Raw genomic sequence first — 15,893 nt, forward strand, 5'->3', positions numbered from 1 at the left:
GCAATACAAATGCAATCCAGGGACATACCCTAGGTTGTATGAACGGAGCACACATGGCGGTCGGAATGTTCGAATCCTTCATCACGGGCCACTGGTTCAATGCCGAGGCCAAGGCCCTGTGGAGCGACACGGCCACCCTGCAGGCCTGGCTCGATGTAGAGGCCGCGCTGGCCCGCGCCCAGGCCGAGCTGGGCGTGATACCGGCCGAGGCGGCGCCGGTGATCGCCGCCCACGCGCGCGCCGAGCTGTTCGACCTGCCGCAGCTGGCCGAGGCGATTGCCTTTGCCCAGCACCCGCTGGTGCCGGTGCTGCACCGCTTCGAGCAGCTGTGCGGCGAGCCGGCGGCCGGCTACATCCACTGGGGCGCGACCACGCAGAACATCTTCGACACCGCCAGCGCGCTGCAGATGCAGCGCACGCACGCGCTGCTGGCGGGGCATCTGGGTGCGGCCATCGACGCGCTGGCCGCGCTGGCCCTGGCGCACCAGGCCACGCCCATGGCCGGGCGCACGCATGGCCAGCATGCGCTGCCCATGACGCTGGGCTTCAAGCTCGCGGGCTGGGTGGACGAACTGGGCCGCAGCCGCCAGCGCCTGGCCGAGCGGCTGGCCGCCTCGTTCCCGGCCAGCATGGGCGGGGCCATCGGCACCTTTGCCGCCACCGGGCCGCTGGGGCCTGCGGTGCAGGCGCGTCTGGCCGAGCAACTGGGCCTGCAGCCCGCGGCGCTGCCGCTGCGCGCCTCTTTCGACCGGGCGGGCGACTACCTGGCCGCGCTGGGCCTCTTGGCGGGCACGGCGCAGAAAATCGCGCAGGACCTGGTCTTTCTGCAGCGCACCGAGATCGGCGAGGTGGCCGAGGCCTTTCACCTGGGCAAGGTGGGCAGCTCCACCATGGCGCAAAAGCGCAACCCATCGACCGCGCTGCTGCTGGTGAGCCTGGCGCGCATGCTGCGCACGCGCACCCAGGCCGCGCAGGACACCATGGTGCGCATGGACGAGGGCGATTCATCGGCCACCAATGTGGCCGACACCCTGCTGCCCGAAGTCGCCATCATTGCCACCTCGCTGGCCGAAACGCTGGCGCGCCTGGCGCGCGGGCTGGTGGTGGATGAAGAGGCCATGGCACGCAACCTGGGGCTCACGCAGGGGCTGATCGCATCGGAAGCCGTGATGATGCGGCTGACCCAGCGCATGGGCCGGCACGAGGCGCACCGGCTGCTCTACGCGGCGGCGCAGCGCGCGCAGTCCGAAGGGCTGCCCTTTGTGGAGGCGATCCGTGCGCTGCCGCCGTTCGAGGGCCGTGCACTGCCGGCCGACCTGCTGCAGGCGCTGGATGCGGCGGCCTATGTGGGCGAGTCGGCCGCGCTCACGGTGCAGACCGTGGCGCGTGTGGCGCCTGGTGTGCTGTCCCGCAAATAGGTGGTACAAGTAAAACCGATGGATTTCGCGCCATGGCAAGGCGCAAACCGCAGCGATAGCCGGTGCTATCGCGAGGATTTGCAACGCAGCCATGGCGTGAAAGACACGGTTTTAGTACCACTTATTTGTGGGACAGCACACTGGCTGCTCAGGTTAGCGCGGCGACCGATGCACCCGCGCGCCGCACCACGGGCGTGAGGTGCACGCCATAGGGCCGGCCGGCATCGGCCCAGCGCGCGGCAATGGCGCCGTGCAGGGCCTGCACCTGGTCGGCCACGCTGCAGCCCACCACGTCGAAGAAGTCTGCATGCTCGTTGGCCAGGTCGGTGCGGCCCAGCAGCACCACGCTCAGCCGTGCGGGCACGGCGATGCCGGCCTGGGCCAGCAGGCGCTGGAACAGGGCGCCGTCCTCGATGCCCCAGGCCACCAGCGCGGTGAAGGGCGGGGCGCCGGTGGTTTCGGTGCTGGCCTGCAGCTGCTGCACCAGGCGCGCGGTGTAGTCCTCATGCGGCAGCGCGTCCTGCGTGATCTCGGTCAGTTCCACGCCGGGCAGGGTGTGCTGCAGGTGGGCAAAGCGGCGCCGCCCGAGCTGCGTGGCCAGAAACGGGTGGGCCGTGGTGGCATAGGCGATGCGCCGGTGGCCCTGCTGCACCAGTTGCTCGATGGCGGCGGCCAGCGGCTCGCCCCATTCGGTGCCCACGGCCTCCACGTCGGCGCCCACCAGGGCGGCGCCATCCACGGCCAGCACCTCGCATTTGTCGCGCAGTGCGGCCAGCAGGGCGATGGGGATGGCCTTGAAGGTGGATTGCACCACGCAGGCATCAAAACGCGGCAGACCCTTGAGCACGGTGAGCGCATGGTCGGGGTCGGTGTACGACAGCTCCAGCACCCGGTGCCCCTCGGCCGCCAGCCGGCGCTGCAAGCCTTCGACCAGCACCCGCCCGCGCGCGATGCTGATGGAGCGGCGCAGCAGCAGCACCGACTTGATGTTGGACTGCACCGTGCTGGCAGGGGCGGCCCGGGGCCGTTGTGGTTCGCCCTCGGCCGGCGCGGCCGCGGGCGGGCGGGCGCCCGCGCCGCGGAAGTAGGTGCCCCGGCCCACCTGCGAATCGATCAGGCCCCGGTCCTTGAGGCCCTGGAAGGCGCGCTGCACCAGCATCTGCGAGGCGCCAAAGCGCTTCATCAGCTCGCGGATGGTGGGCAGCCGGTCGCCCGGGCGGGCCTCGTGGGCCAATTGATCGAGGAACTGTTCGAGGTCGGGCGGGGAGCTGGCGGTGCTGCGCATGGTGTCAATACAATACACCACAAATTGCACGGTGCGCCGGCGCTGCGCTCACACCGGCAGGCCTTGGCCGGCGATACAAAAGCCTCAGCGCCGCTTCCAGTCAAAGTCCGCGATGTGGATACGCTGCTTGAAGGTGCCGTCCCATTGCACCTGCAGCCCCGCGTGCTGCAGCGCTTCGGTGATGATCCGGCCGATGCGCGGGCCCTCGGTCTCTTCGGTGCGCGCATCCATCGGGCCAAAAGCCAGGAACAGGCCGCCGCCGTCCACCGCGCGCGCCAGGTCCTGGCCATGGTAGAAGCAGTAGCCCACGATGCGGCCCGGCTCCGGCGCGTCCGCATGGGCTTCCCGCACATCGCTGTAGCCGTCGCTCTGCGTGTAGCCCGCGTTGTGCAGCGCGATCACGCCGCGCTGGGCCAGCGCCTCGAAAGCGGCATCGAGCCGGTCGCAATCGGTGGTGGCGGGCCAACTTTTCTTGGCTTGCTCGTGCTCATGCAGCGCCGCGTCCACGGCGTGTTCGACTGTATCGGCGTCGAGTTCGCCGGGCGCATACAGTTCTTCGGTCAGTATCTCGACGATGCGCTCGCGGTCCTCGAAGCCGCCGCGCACGAGGGACTGGATTTCGGTGAGGGCATCGGCGTCGAGTGGCATGCGGGCTTCCTGGTCGGTGATGGGTCAGTACAGGGTCTTCAGTCCACCGGGCGTTTCGATCTCCGCGCGGTAGCGCACAGTATCGCCCCTGTGCACTTGGGGCGGGTTCGCGATCTCCAGCGTGGCATACAGGTCCTGCACCATGGCCGGGTCCGGGTGCTCGATGGCGAAGCGCAGCAGCCGCGCGCCCAGGTCCGGCATGGCCGCAAGGGGTGGCGGGCGCTGGCCTCGGTCGATGAGGCTTGGGGCCACACCCGCGGCGGGCAGCGTGCCCCCGGGCGGAATGGCAAAGAAGTAGGGCGGCGCCGCCCCGGCGGAGAGTTCGGTCTTGTGGCCCAGGATATGGCCGTGCCGCGCCAGCACCGCATCCATCCGCTGCGTGCGCGCCACCCAGCCGCGCAAGCGGCGGCCACTGAGCCATGCCTCCCGCACTGTTGTCTGGTCATCCAGCCCGAACCAGCGCGCATGCGCCGGCCGTGGTGCCGCCGGGTCGGTGGCGATCACCTCCAGGTACACATCCTCGCCCAGCTTGAGCAGGTGGTTGTGCGTGCCCATGTCGGGGTGCTGGCGGCCATAAGGCATCTCGATGCCCAGGCATCCGCGCACATGGGCCACGCCATCGGCGAGCGTGGGGGCGATGACGGTCAGGTGGTCGAGGGTGGGCATGGATCCATCGTGCCATGTTGCGGTGGCACAAACCATTCATCCTTCAATCCCAGCACCCGTCGCAGGGCAGCATCCGCTTGCGGGTCGAATGGCGCCACGCCCGCCTGCCGCAGCAGCCCCATCTGCTCGGCAGCGTAGCGGTGCGCAAAGTCTTCCTTCTGTGCCGACGGGCGGCTATCCCATGCATCGCCCGTGAAGCGCCGGTAGTCCACATGGTGGCCCAGCTCGTGCAGCAGGGTGCGGTACAGCACGGTGTTGCGCAGGCTGGCGGCGGTGGGGGCAATGGTGATGCTGCGCCGGGTCTTGCGGATCTGGTGGCCATCGGCCTGCAGCCTGTCCAGCTCGCGCTGGTCTTGCGGGTCCCGTGCGTTGCGCCAGACGGTGGTGCCCAGGTGCTGCGCTTCGAGCACGATGGCGGTGCCGGCATGGGGCGCCTTCTCGAACGCGAACACTGCGCGCCCCCACACGGGCCTGAGGATGCGCTGCTTGCGCGTGGGCTGGCGCATCACGATGAAGTCGAGGATCGCGAGGTCCTGGGCGGGCACGTGCGAAAGGATTTCCAGCGCGTCTTCGACCGAGCAGGGGTGGAACCAGCCGGTGCGGGTGGGTTCGACAAAGAACCTCAGGGTGTGTCCGTTGATGCGCTGGGTGAAGGTGGGGCAGTCGCCCAGGCGCTCGTAGTAGACGCTGCGGTCATGCCACGATTCGGGGATGGTGAGCCGGTTGTCCTCCCCATGGCCCTGGGTCGGGGTGCCGATGTTCCGGTTGCGTCGAACGGGGTTCCAGCCTGGGCGCATGGGGTTTTGGGGTTGCGGGCCCCCATTATCGGGCTGCGGCGCCGGGCCGCCAGGGTGCTGGTTGCGGGGCCGGCCCTTCTCACCCCAGCTCCCGCAGATCCACCTGGTGCACCGCGCAGGCGTCGCGCCCGCCGTGCTTGGCCGAGTACAGGGCGCGGTCGGCGGCCAGCAGCAGGTCGGTGGGGCGCACGGGGTGGTCGCCGGGGGCGAGGTAGGCCACGCCGATGCTGGCGCTCATCTGCCGGGGCATGTTGTGCTGCAGCTGCGGCAGGGGCTCGCGGATGGCGTGCAGCACCTTGTTGGCCACGGTCTGGGCTTCATCGCAGGACGACAGATGGGGCAGCACCACGGCGAATTCGTCGCCCGCGATGCGCGCCGGAAAGTCTGTGCTGCGCACGGCGTCCTGCAGGCGCTCGGCCATGGCGACCAGGGCTGTGTCGCCGGCCGCATGGCCCCAGGTGTCGTTGATGGCCTTGAAGTGGTCGATGTCCAGGAACATCAGCGCCATGCCGGTGCCCGCGACCCGGCTGGCCTGCAGCGCGGCGGCCAGGTGGATGTCGAACTGGCGCCGGTTGGCCAGACCGGTCAGGGTGTCGGTCATGGCCAGCTCCTGCATGCGGCGCTCGGACTGGCGGATCGCAGTCACGTCGGTGGTCAGCGTGTAGATGCCCAGCACCTCGCCCACGGCCAGCATGTCGGGGATGTAGTCGGTCTGCAGGATGCGGCGCATGCCCATGGCCTCGGACTCGACCTCGAACTGCACGCGCTGGCCCGTGAGCGCGCGGCGCAGGGGGTCCACGCGCTGGGCATACAGGGCCGGGCCGATCACGTCGGGCAGCGGCTTGCCCAGCGCATGCTCGATGGGGATGCCGGTCCACTCCTCGAAGGTGTGGTTGAGGAACTGCAGCCGGTGTGCGCGGTCGATGTAGGTGATCATCACCGGCAGGTTGTCGGCAATGGCGCGCAGCCGCCGCTCGGTGCGCTCCTGGCGCAGCTGCAGTTCCTTGAGGGCGGTGACGTCGAAGGACATCAGGTAAAAGCCCACTACGGCCGGCGGCGCACTGCCCTCGCTCTCGCCCACGCTGGTGCCACCGTCGAACTCGGGGATCAGGTGGCTTTGCAGGTGGCGGGGCGTGCCCTCGTGGTCGATGCAGCCTTCGAATTGGGCGCGGCGGCCAGCCAGCGCCTCCATCAGGTAGGGCAGGTGCAGTGCGTACTGCACGTCGCCCAGCAGCTCCTGCGCGTACAGGCCGACCTGCGGGCGCGCGATCAGCCCGCGCGACTGCAGTGCGTAGTCGTTGGCGAACAGGCAGCGCTGGCGGGCGTCGAAGTGGCAGACCACGGCCGGCAGGTTGCACAGCACGTCGCGCAGCCGCTGCTCGCTGCGCGCCAGGCGCTGCTCGGCCTCGCGGCGCGCACGGATGTCGCGCAGAAAGGCGTTGGCCACCGGGCCCGCGGGAGTGGCCTGCACGGCCATCATCACCTCCACCGGCACCTCGCTGCCGTTGCGGTGGCGGCCGAGCAGCTCGGCGGGGCGCCCCGGGGCCAGGCTGCGGCCCAGGTCCACGAGCTGGGCATAGTGGGTGAGCGGTGCATGCGGGGGAATGCGCAGCCCCATCAGGGCCACCATGTCCCGGCCGATGGCTTCGGCGGCGCCCCAGCCGAACATGCGCGCGGCCTCGGGGTTCCAGTCGGTCACGCGGCCGTCGGCGCCCACGGCGATGAAGGCATCGCCCGCGGTGTTCAGGATGTCGGCGCTGCGCTGCTGCTCCTGCACCAGCGTGGCCAAGAGCGGCCGCACGCGCCCGCGCAGCGCCCAGGTGCCGGCGGCCACCAGGCCCAGCACCGAGAGCACGATCAGGTGCAACTGACCGCGCAGCGGTGCGTACAGCGTGGTGACGTCGGTCTTGAGCACCAGGCCCAGGCCGTAGCTGCCGATGGGCCCGTAGCCGGCCACCACGGGCACGCCGCGCAGGTCGCGCGCGTAATTCACGCCGCTCTGGCCCAGCAGCGCCAGGCTCATGGGCAGGCTGGGCTTGCCCGCGGCGGTCCACAGCGGCACGGTGAAGGGCGCGGGGTAGAGCCGGCTCGGGGCGCAGGCGGCGACGTCGGCGCGGCGGCGGCAGACCACGGCGTCGGCCGACTCGGTGGAGCGGCGCATCTGGTCCATCAGCCGGTCGAACAGGCGCAGCTTCTGCTCCATCACCACCTGGCCCACCACGGCGCCGCCCTGGCGCACCGGCACCAGGGTGCGCAGCACATAGCCGGCGTTCCAGCGCAGTTCGGCCTGTTGCGGCCCATCCAGGTCCAGGGGCTCGACGGAGCGGGCGTTGTCGCCCAGGAACAGGCCGGAGCTGCGCAGCAGGTGGCCGCGCGCATCGAGAAAGCGCACCCCTTCGACGCCGCCCACGAGGTAGGCGGCCATGAGCTTTTCGAGCTGCTCGCTGGCCGGCGCGTCGCGCGGTGCGGTGTTCAGGCGTTCCAGGGCCAGGGCCAGTGCAGGGCCGTCGCCCGCCGCGGCCGACAGCGCCAGGCTGCTGCGCAGCGCGTCGTCCAAGGCCTGTGCATAGGTGCGGGCCGACTGCTCCATGGATTGCAGTACCGATTTCTCGAAGGTCTCGCGCATGGCCGCAAAGCCGGCAATGCCTCCGCCCACGGCCACCAGGGTGAGCACGGTGATGGCCCGGTAGGTGATGCGCCGCTCCAGCCGCAGGGGCTCGCGCGCCGGGTCGGCGGTGACGATGTCGCGCAACTGCCAAATGCCCGCAGCGAGTACCAGCAGGGCCAGGGCCGTGCTCAGCCGCACCTGGTTGTGCGAGGCCACGCGGTACAACAGCTCCAGTCCCATCAGGTGGCCAGCCAGGCCCAGCGCGGCCACGGCCACCAGCAGCGCCAGCGCCATCAGGCCGGCGCGCCGGTAGCGGATACGGCGCTCGGGGGCTGCGCACCACAGGGCGATTGCACAGGCGATGAGGGCCACGCCGCCATTGGGTGAAAGGTGGTGGCCCCCCGGAGCGCGAAAGTTGCTGCCCGTGATGAAGCCGGGCAGGGCGGTTGTTGCGTCGGGCCCCGCCAGCGCATGCCACAGCGCCAGTGCGCTGTACAGGCCGGCCACCATTGCAAGCAGCGAGGCGGCGGCCTGGGCGGGCCGGCGGGTCTCGGGAAAGGCGCGCAGGCACAGGGCTGCGCCCAGCAGCAACAAAATCAGCGCAGCGTGGATGCCGGGCGCCACCGCATCGGTGAACACCTTGCCCAGCGCCAACTGCGGAAATGCCGCGCGCAGGACGAGAGCAAAGGCAAAAGCACTGCCCAGCACCCCCAGTGCCAGAGAGGTGGTTGCATGCCGGTCGCGCACGGTACGGGCCATCGCATTGCCCCTGTTTATGTGACAACATGTTACGCCTCCGTTGGTGCCTGCGCCAGGAGGGATAAACCCCGAACCCGCGCTGGCCCAGGCCCACACGCTGTGCGGGCCATGCCGGGCCCGGGGTGGTAAAATGAAAAGGCTCGCGCGCGCTGCGCCAGCCAGGCCGTGGACGACTTCGGCCCTGTACCGACACCAGGGGACGGCCCTTGTTTTCCCCCGGTGGACAACATGGACAGGCCGAACACCCCCCGCCACTTTGCACGCAGCGCTGCGGCGCAACCCCTTCTTCCCCACGCTTCGGTGCCGCCTGCGGCAGGCACCGGCCCGTCGCGCCTGGTGGCGCCCGCGACCTGGGCCTTGCTGGCCGGCACCTGGCTGGTGGCGGGGCTCTTCATCGCCTTTGGCGGAAGCTGGCTGGCCGCGCCGCTGGGCCCGGGCCTGGCGGCCGGTGTCTTCGCGCTGCTGTTCGCCACCACCCTGGCGGCCTCGTTCGGCGTGGTGCACGAGGCCGACCACCTCGCGCAGCAACTGGGCGAGCCCTATGGCACGCTGGTGCTGACGCTGTCCATCGTCTCCATCGAGGTGATCCTGATCGCCTCGGTGCTGCTCGGCCCAGGCGAGGCCTCCAGCATCGGGCGCGACTCCATCTTCGCGGTGATGATGATCATCATGAACCTGGTGATCGGCATCTGCCTTCTGGCCGGCGCGGCCCGCCATGGCGACCAGGAGTACAACGCCCAGGGCGCCACGGCCTACCTGGGCATGATCGCGCTGCTCACCGGCACGGCGCTGGTGCTGCCCAACCACCTGGGCGGGGCGGGTGCGTTCTCCACGCCGCAGGCGCTGGGCATGGCGGCTCTCACAGCCGGCTTGTACGCGGCCTTTCTGTGGCTGCAGATGGGCAGCCACCGGCGCTATTTTCTGCAGCCGGCGGCCGGCCGCATGGCGGTGCCGGCATCGGCGCCGCTGCCCGTGCCACAGGAGTCCGAGGCACTGCCGGGCACCGGCCGGCGCGCCGTGTTCGTGCGTTCGCTGGTGCTGCTGGCGCTGGTGCTGCCCATCGTGTTGCTGGCGCATTACCTGGCCATCGTGACCGACTACGGCCTTGCCGCGGCCGGTGCACCCGCCGCCGTGGGCGGGGTGCTCATCGCCATCATCGTCTTCACGCCCGAGTCCATCACCGCGGTGCGCGCGGCCATGGGCAACGGCATGCAGCGCACGCTCAACCTGTGCCTGGGCGCGTTCGTCTCCACGGTGGGCCTCACGGTGCCGGCCGTGCTGCTCATCGGCGTGGCCACGGGCCGGCGCATGGCCATGGGCCTGTCGGGCACCGAGGTGGTGCTGGCGGTGCTGACGGTTGCGCTCTCGATGCTCAGCTTCAACGGGCAGCGCACCTCGCCCCTGCAGGGGCTGATGCACCTTGCACTGTTTTCCGTGTTCGGGTTGGTGCTCTTTCTGCCCTGAGGGCAGGGCTTGCGGATGCCGGGATTTCCCGAAATGTCATCGCATCGACAGTCATGAACGGCGGCCATGCCTAGCATGCCGCCATGACCTGTTCACCCCTGCCGCCGGACCTCTCCGGCACCCCTCCCAGCCATCCCGATCGTTCGCCCGGCGCGGCCCCGCTTGCGGCCCGGCCGCTGCGCCAGGCGGTGGACTGGGCCATCGTCTCGCGGCGCAGCGTCCGCGCCTTTCTGCCCACGCCGGTGGATCTGGCCGAGGTGCACGCCATCCTCGATGTGGCGCGCCACGCGGCCTCGGGCATGAACACCCAGCCCTGGCGCGTGCATGTGCTCATGGGCAGCGCCAGGGAGCGCCTGAGCGCCGCCATCGCCGCCGTGGACAACGACGGCGATGCGGCGGCCGCCCTCGCCGAGCCCTACCACTACTACCCGCTCGAATGGGTCTCGCCCTATGTGGACCGGCGCCGCAAGGTGGGCTGGGACCTGTATGGCCTGCTCGGCATCGCCCGGGGCGACAAGGCGCGCATGCAGGCCCAGCATGGCCGCAACTACCACTTCTTCGATGCGCCCGTGGGGCTGATCTTCACGGTGAGCCGGGCCTTGGCGGCCGGCAGCCTGCTCGACTACGGCATGTTCCTGCAGAGCCTGATGGTGGCGGCCCGTGCGCGCGGGCTCGGCACCTGCCCGCAGGTGGCGTTCACCCGGTTCCATGCAGTCATCCACGCCGAGCTCTGCATCCCCGCCACCGAGATGGTGGTCTGCGGCATGGGCCTGGGCCATGCCGACCCGGCCCGCATCGAGAACACGCTGGTGACCGAGCGCGAGAGCGTCGAGTCCTTCACCACCTACCACGCCTGAGCGCGCCATCCCACACGCCACCCCAAGGAGACAGCCATGCACAAAGCCCCCCACAGCAGCCCCTACCAGCACGGCCTGGACCGGGCGCCCGCCAACCACCTGCCGCTCACGCCGCTGGGCTTTCTGGACCGCAGTGCCCAGGTGCACCCGCAGGGCATCGCCGTCGTGCATGGCGGCAGCACGCAGACCTGGGCGCAGACGCGCGAGCGCGCCTACCGCCTGGCCAGCGCGCTGGCGCGGCGCGGTGTGCAGCGCGGCGACACCGTGGCCATCCTCGCGCCCAACACGCCCGCCATGCTGGAGGCGCACCTGGGCATTCCCCTGTGCGGCGCGGTGATCAATGCCATCAACTGCCGGCTCGACGCCCGGGCGGTGGGCTTCATCCTGGGCCACGGCGAGGCGCGCGTGCTGCTGGTGGACAGCGAGTTCGCGCCCCTGGCGGTGCAGGCCGTCGCGGGCCTGGCGCAGCCGCCCCTGGTGGTCGCCATCCACGATACGGGCCTGCCTGCGCAGCCGGCCTTCGGTGCCATCGACTACGAAGCCCTGCTGGCCGAGGGCGACCCGGCCTTCGCAGGCCTGTGGCCCGAGGACGAGTGGGACCCGATCGCGCTGAACTACACCTCGGGTACTACGGGCGACCCCAAGGGCGTGGTGCCCAGCCACCGCGGCGCCTACCTCATGAGCCTGCTGCAGATGACCGACTGGGCGCTGCCGCGCCACCCCGTCTACCTGTGGACGCTGCCCATGTTCCATGCCAACGGCTGGTGCTTCACCTGGGCCGTCACGGCGGCCGCGGGCACCCATGTGTGCCTGCGCAAGGTCACGGCCAAGGCGGTCTTCGAGGCCATCGCTGCGCATGGCGTGGACCATTTCTGCGCCGCGCCCACGGTGCTGGCCATGCTGGCCAATGCACCCGCGCACGAGCGCATCGTGCTGCCGCGCCCGGTGCGCGTGCTCACGGCGGGCTCGCCGCCGCCGGCCGCCATCCTGCAGGCGATTGCCGCCATGGGCTTTGACGTGGACCATGTCTACGGCATCACCGAGATCGCGGGCACGCCCGTGCGCTGCGTGCGCCAGCCCGGCTGGGCTGCCTTGCCCGAGGCCGCGCGTGCCCAGCTGCAGGCCCGCCAGGGCGTGCGTGCCGCGGCGCTGGAAGACCTGCGCGTGCTGCACCCCGACACCCTGCAGCCCGTGCCGGCCGACGGCGTGACGGCCGGCGAGATCATGGTGCGCGGCAACACCGTGATGAAGGGCTACCTCAAGAACCCGGGCGCCACGGCCAAGGCCTTTGCGGGCGGCTGGTTCCACACCGGCGACATCGCCGTGCTGCACCCCGATGGCTATGTGCAGATCACCGACCGCTCCAAGGACGTCATCATCTCGGGCGGCGAGAACATCTCGTCCGTGGAGGTGGAAGACGTGCTGCACCGCCACCCCGCCGTGCTGCTGGCCGCCGTGGTGGCCCAGCCCGACGAGCGCTGGGGCGAGGTGCCCTGCGCCTTCGTGGAGCTCAAGGCCGACGCGGTGGGCAGCGTCAGTGCCCAGGAGCTGATCGATTTCTGCCGCGCGCACCTGGCGCGCTTCAAGTGCCCGCGCCAGGTGGTCTTCGATGCCCTGCCCAAGACGGCCACGGGCAAGATCCAGAAGTTCCGCCTGCGCGAGATCGCGGGCAGCCGCGAGGCGATCACGCGGCTGGCGCAGATCCAGACCGAGGCCGCCGGCTGAACGGTCAGCCCTCGCGGGCGATGGCCTGCAGAATCTTCAGGTCGATCACCTCGATGGACCCATAGCCCAGCCGGATCGCGCCGCGGTCCTGCAGCTCCTGCAGCGCCCTGTTGGCCACCTGGCGCGACACGCCCGACAGGCGCCCCAGCTCCTCCTGCGAGAGTGTGATGCGCCGCGCGGTGTTGGGGAACAGCGCATCATTGAACAGGCCCGACAGGCTGTGCGCCACCTGCGCCGTGGTGTCGCCCAGCCGGTCCGACTGCACCAGCGCCACGTAGTGCGCCAGGCGCGCGTTGAGCTGCCCGATCAGCCACAGCGCAAACGGGTGGCTCTCGTGCAGCAGCCGCAGGAACTCGCTGCGCGGCAGCAGGGCCACCACGCTGTCGGTCAGCGCCGTCACGGCATAGGGCCGGGGCTCGTCCTTGAGCACCGAGCCTTCACCGAACCAGGCGCCCGAGGGCACGCCCGCAAAGGTGCTGGTGCGGCCCTCGGCCGTGATGTTGTCCAGCTTGAGCATGCCCTCCACCACCCCGGCCCAGTGCGCCGTGGGTGTGCCCTTGGCGAACACCGCGCCGCCCGCAGGGTAGCTGCGCAGCGTGATGGCCCGGCGCACGCGCGCGGCCTCTTCGGTGGTCAGGCTGGACGTCCAGGACGATTGGGCGAGAAAGAGGGCGAGGGAGTCGGCAGTCATGGCGCGGCGGCAGATGGGACCGCGAAATTCTGCGGGAGATCGCGCGCGGCGCCAATGGGGCAAAGCCCGGGCACGGGGCCTGTGCGAAGTCAGGCGCCGGGGCGGGCCGGACCGGGGGGTGCTGGGCTGGGCTCCACCGTCGGCGGCGGTTGTGGTGGCTGTTGCTGCTGCAGGGACTGCAGCATCGCCAGCGCCAGCGTTTCGTACAAGGGCCTTGCCAGCATGCGCGAGACCAGGCTGGCCAGCATGGCCGCGGCCATGAGGCTGAGTACCATGGCGTGGCCGTCGACCATCTCCATCACGATGATGAAGGCCGTGAGCGGTGCCTGCGTGACGGCTGCGAGAAAGGCGGCCATGCCCATGGCGATCAGCGCCGGGCCGATGTCCGGGCCCAGCAGCAGCGCGAGCTTGTGCCCCACGCCCGCGCCGATGGACAGCGAGGGCGCGAAGATGCCGCCGGGCACGCCCAGCCAGGCCGACAGCCAGGTGGCAATGAACTTGAGCGTGACGTAGACGGCCGGCACATCGGCCTGGCCCGCCAGCATGTGCTTGACCGCCTCGGACCCTGCGCCGAAGGTGGCGCCGCCGGTCACCAGCCCGATGACCGCGACCACCAGGGCACCGCCCGCGGCGAAGCGGATCGGAAAGCGCGCACGCAGCCGGCACAGGCGCTCGGAGGTGCCGGTGAGCGAGGCCGCCAGCAGCTTGGCGAACAGCCCGCCCAGCACGCCGCAGGCCAGGGTCACGGCCAGGCCGGGGAGCAGGGCGCTCCAGTCCAGGTGCGGCACCTGGATGCGGCCGAAGTAGCTCAGGTTGCCGAACACCGAGACGCCCATCAGCCCGGCCAGCACGATGGCCGCAATGATGACACCGCTGCTGCGCGACTCCATCTTGCGCGACAACTCCTCGATGGCGAACACCACGCCGGCCAGTGGCGCATTGAAGGCCGCCGCAATGCCGGCCGCGCCGCCGGCCACCAGCAGCGCATGCGCGGTGATGCCCGAGCGCGGGTCGAACCAGCGCCGCGCATGGTGCATGATGCCCGCCGCCACCTGCACCGAGGGCCCCTCGCGCCCGATGGACAGTCCGGCCAGAAAGCCCGCGCTGGCCAGCATGATCTTGGCGAACGACAGCCACAGCGAGACAAAGCGCCCGCGCTTGCCGGTTTCCAGCGCCGGATCCAGCGCGGTGATCACCTGCGGGATGCCCGAGCCCGCGGCGCCGGGCGCCCAGCGCCGCGTGGCCCAGACCACGGTGGCCGTGACGGCGGGCATCCACAGCAGCACGGCCCAGCCGCCCTGCCAGCGGTACAGGTGCATGAACAGCTCGAAGGCCGCATCGGCCATCAGCGTGAAGGCCACCACGCACAGCCCGGCCGCGCAGGCATAGGCCAGCACGATGGTGCGGTCCAGCCAGCGCCGGCCATCGTTCAGCTCCTGGCGCACGTTGGCGAGGAAGTCGGGTTCGTGGTGGTTCATGCAGGCAAGGGCGGGCGACCGGTGGTGGGGCTGTGCACAGGCGATGCAAGAAGCGAACCAGCCATGCCGGGGCGGTGGTGGTAAGCAGGTGCTACCGCTGCCTGGCCGGTGGAGTGCGGTGCCAGAATGGGTGCGTCAGTCACGACCACCCCAGCCGACGGGAGCCCTGCATGCCCATGCCACGCACTTCGACGACCTTTGCCCAGGCCCTCTTGGCCCTGGGCGCGCTGGGGCTGGTGCAGGGCTGCGCCCACCAGGGCGATGGGGCTGCACGCGTGCAGCTGGTGTGTGCCGTGCAGGCTCCGGCCACCGAGTCGGTGCTGGACCTGCGTCAGTCGGGCGTGGTGCAGCAGAAGGTGGACTACCAGGACGGCAGCGGGCCGCAGGCGCGCAGCTACACCGGTGCCGCCCTGTGGCCGCTGCTGCAGGCCTGCGCCCTGCAGTCGGCAATGGCCACGGACGCCCATGGGCAGAGGGCTGCGGCCCTGGGCCGCTATGTGCTGGCCAGTGGCGCCGAGGGCTACCACGCCGTGTTCTCGGTGGGCGAACTGCACCCGGACTTTGGTGCCAAGCCCAGCATCGTGGCCTATGCCGAGGCGGGGGCCGGGGAGGAGGGCGGGGCCACCGGGCCCGCATCGCTGCGCATCACCGCGCCGGGCGATGTGCAGGGCAGCCGCTACGTGGCCGGCCTCACGCGGCTGGAGGTGCGTGCCTCCGGCTCGGTGGGCACGGGCAGCGGGGTGGCGGCGCCGCAGGCCGTGCAGGTGCTGGGTGCGGTGGGCAACGCCTTGCAGCTGGACGAGGCGGCGCTGCTGGCGCTGCCGGCCGTCACGCACGAGGTGGGCGGGCGCCGCTACACGGGGGTGGACCTGTGGAGCCTGCTGCACACCTCGGCCGCGCTGGAGGCCGATGGCGACAGCGGTGCCAACCTGCAGTCCATGTACCTGGTGGCCACCGGGGCCGATGGCTACCAGGCCCTCGTCTCCCTGGCCGAGATGAGCCCCGAGTTGGGCGGGCGGCGCGTGCTCATCGCCTACCGCATCGACGGGCAGCCCCTGGCGCGCGGCCTGGCGCGGCTCGTGGTGGTGGGGGACGGCAAGGCGGGGCGCTCGGTCTCGGGGCTCGAGGCCATCGAGGTGTTTGCGGCCGCGCCCGCCGTGCCTTGAACAGGTTCTGAGCCAGGCAGCAGCCGTTCCCGCTGCCGCGGGATGAATTTGCAAGTTATCGCATAACTACGGGTTTTCCCTATGGTTTGTGCAAATGTTATCGTTAACATTCATGCATCGGCGCCGCAGATCGGTGCCGCAAACCCTCCGATCACTGCCTCGGGCAGGCGAAACGGGGCTCCGCAACCCGCTTGTACGACCTGTTGGCCTGGCCTGCACGACCCCTGGACGAACCCACCACCATGACCCCGCAAGACCTCAAATCCATCATGGGCTCCGGCCTGCTGTCCTTCCCCGTCACCGACTTCGACGCCCAGGGCAACTTCAATCC

Annotated in this window: 12 protein-coding genes; 5 read left to right on the forward strand and 7 right to left on the reverse strand. The window is 70.7% G+C overall.

Features of this window, described 5'->3' with window-relative positions:
• Nucleotides 1–53 precede the first annotated feature (53 nt).
• Entirely contained in the window at nucleotides 54–1,418 is a 1,365-nt protein-coding gene (locus HNP48_RS32785; protein WP_184865347.1) for an adenylosuccinate lyase family protein, read from the forward strand.
• Nucleotides 1,419–1,566: 148 nt separating this feature from the next.
• On the opposite strand, the gene HNP48_RS32790 is transcribed toward HNP48_RS32785, so the two are convergent.
• The 5 genes from HNP48_RS32790 to HNP48_RS32810 all read right to left on the reverse strand — a co-directional run bounded on the left by HNP48_RS32790 (nucleotide 1,567) and on the right by HNP48_RS32810 (nucleotide 8,181).
• A complete protein-coding gene (locus tag HNP48_RS32790) occupies nucleotides 1,567–2,703 on the reverse strand; it encodes a GntR family transcriptional regulator (protein WP_221480435.1) in 1,137 nt (378 codons plus the stop codon).
• An 84-nt stretch (nucleotides 2,704–2,787) separates the two neighbouring features.
• Nucleotides 2,788–3,351, reverse strand: a complete 564-nt coding sequence (locus HNP48_RS32795; RefSeq protein ID WP_184865352.1) for a DUF6891 domain-containing protein — start codon at nucleotides 3,349–3,351, stop codon at nucleotides 2,788–2,790.
• Nucleotides 3,352–3,375: 24 nt separating this feature from the next.
• A complete protein-coding gene (locus HNP48_RS32800; RefSeq protein ID WP_184865354.1) occupies nucleotides 3,376–4,017 on the reverse strand; it encodes a VOC family protein in 642 nt (213 codons plus the stop codon).
• Nucleotides 3,996–4,814, reverse strand: a complete 819-nt coding sequence (locus tag HNP48_RS32805) for an ImmA/IrrE family metallo-endopeptidase (RefSeq protein ID WP_184865356.1) — start codon at nucleotides 4,812–4,814, stop codon at nucleotides 3,996–3,998. Before HNP48_RS32805 ends, HNP48_RS32800 begins: the two co-directional genes overlap by 22 nt.
• Before the next feature lie 79 nt (nucleotides 4,815–4,893).
• Nucleotides 4,894–8,181: a diguanylate cyclase domain-containing protein gene (locus HNP48_RS32810; RefSeq protein ID WP_184865365.1), complete on the reverse strand. Its 3,288-nt coding sequence runs from the start codon at nucleotides 8,179–8,181 to the stop codon at nucleotides 4,894–4,896.
• 228 nt (nucleotides 8,182–8,409) lie between these two features.
• On the opposite strand from HNP48_RS32810, the gene HNP48_RS32815 reads away from it, so the two are divergent.
• The 3 genes from HNP48_RS32815 (at nucleotide 8,410) to HNP48_RS32825 (ending at nucleotide 12,227) form a co-directional block, all read left to right on the forward strand.
• On the forward strand, nucleotides 8,410–9,645 hold the full coding sequence (locus HNP48_RS32815; RefSeq protein ID WP_184865367.1) for a calcium:proton antiporter: 1,236 nt from the start codon (nucleotides 8,410–8,412) through the stop codon (nucleotides 9,643–9,645).
• A gap of 83 nt (nucleotides 9,646–9,728) precedes the next feature.
• Nucleotides 9,729–10,502, forward strand: a complete 774-nt coding sequence (locus HNP48_RS32820; protein WP_184865369.1) for a nitroreductase — start codon at nucleotides 9,729–9,731, stop codon at nucleotides 10,500–10,502.
• Between the two features lie 36 nt (nucleotides 10,503–10,538).
• Nucleotides 10,539–12,227: an acyl-CoA synthetase gene (locus tag HNP48_RS32825; RefSeq protein ID WP_184865371.1), complete on the forward strand. Its 1,689-nt coding sequence runs from the start codon at nucleotides 10,539–10,541 to the stop codon at nucleotides 12,225–12,227.
• A gap of 4 nt (nucleotides 12,228–12,231) precedes the next feature.
• On the opposite strand, the gene HNP48_RS32830 is transcribed toward HNP48_RS32825, so the two are convergent.
• Together HNP48_RS32830 and HNP48_RS32835 are read right to left on the reverse strand one after the other, a co-directional pair.
• Nucleotides 12,232–12,918 (reverse strand): Crp/Fnr family transcriptional regulator, encoded by a 687-nt coding sequence (locus tag HNP48_RS32830; RefSeq protein ID WP_221480436.1) that lies wholly within the window; start codon nucleotides 12,916–12,918, stop codon nucleotides 12,232–12,234.
• An 89-nt stretch (nucleotides 12,919–13,007) separates the two neighbouring features.
• Nucleotides 13,008–14,396, reverse strand: coding sequence for a chloride channel protein (locus HNP48_RS32835; protein ID WP_260420471.1), 1,389 nt, complete (start codon nucleotides 14,394–14,396; stop codon nucleotides 13,008–13,010).
• A 170-nt stretch (nucleotides 14,397–14,566) separates the two neighbouring features.
• Between HNP48_RS32835 and HNP48_RS32840 the strand changes: the two genes are divergently transcribed.
• Nucleotides 14,567–15,562, forward strand: a complete 996-nt coding sequence (locus HNP48_RS32840) for a molybdopterin-binding oxidoreductase (RefSeq protein ID WP_184865373.1) — start codon at nucleotides 14,567–14,569, stop codon at nucleotides 15,560–15,562.
• The last annotated feature ends 331 nt before the right edge of the window (nucleotides 15,563–15,893 follow it).

Source organism: Acidovorax soli, from assembly GCF_014207955.1.
GTDB classification, from domain to species: Bacteria; Pseudomonadota; Gammaproteobacteria; order Burkholderiales; family Burkholderiaceae_C; genus Acidovorax; species Acidovorax soli_A.

What these genes read in the sequence shown, in the direction of transcription:
- HNP48_RS32785 (WP_184865347.1), top strand. Translation starts at nt 54, where the DNA reads ATGGCGGTCGGAATGTTCGAATCCTTCATCACGGGCCACTGGTTCAAT.
- HNP48_RS32790 (WP_221480435.1), bottom strand. Translation starts at nt 2,703, where the DNA reads ATGCGCAGCACCGCCAGCTCCCCGCCCGACCTCGAACAGTTCCTCGAT.
- HNP48_RS32795 (WP_184865352.1), bottom strand. Translation starts at nt 3,351, where the DNA reads ATGCCACTCGACGCCGATGCCCTCACCGAAATCCAGTCCCTCGTGCGC.
- HNP48_RS32800 (WP_184865354.1), bottom strand. Translation starts at nt 4,017, where the DNA reads ATGCCCACCCTCGACCACCTGACCGTCATCGCCCCCACGCTCGCCGAT.
- HNP48_RS32805 (WP_184865356.1), bottom strand. Translation starts at nt 4,814, where the DNA reads ATGCGCCCAGGCTGGAACCCCGTTCGACGCAACCGGAACATCGGCACC.
- HNP48_RS32810 (WP_184865365.1), bottom strand. Translation starts at nt 8,181, where the DNA reads ATGGCCCGTACCGTGCGCGACCGGCATGCAACCACCTCTCTGGCACTG.
- HNP48_RS32815 (WP_184865367.1), top strand. Translation starts at nt 8,410, where the DNA reads ATGGACAGGCCGAACACCCCCCGCCACTTTGCACGCAGCGCTGCGGCG.
- HNP48_RS32820 (WP_184865369.1), top strand. Translation starts at nt 9,729, where the DNA reads ATGACCTGTTCACCCCTGCCGCCGGACCTCTCCGGCACCCCTCCCAGC.
- HNP48_RS32825 (WP_184865371.1), top strand. Translation starts at nt 10,539, where the DNA reads ATGCACAAAGCCCCCCACAGCAGCCCCTACCAGCACGGCCTGGACCGG.
- HNP48_RS32830 (WP_221480436.1), bottom strand. Translation starts at nt 12,918, where the DNA reads ATGACTGCCGACTCCCTCGCCCTCTTTCTCGCCCAATCGTCCTGGACG.
- HNP48_RS32835 (WP_260420471.1), bottom strand. Translation starts at nt 14,396, where the DNA reads ATGAACCACCACGAACCCGACTTCCTCGCCAACGTGCGCCAGGAGCTG.
- HNP48_RS32840 (WP_184865373.1), top strand. Translation starts at nt 14,567, where the DNA reads ATGCCCATGCCACGCACTTCGACGACCTTTGCCCAGGCCCTCTTGGCC.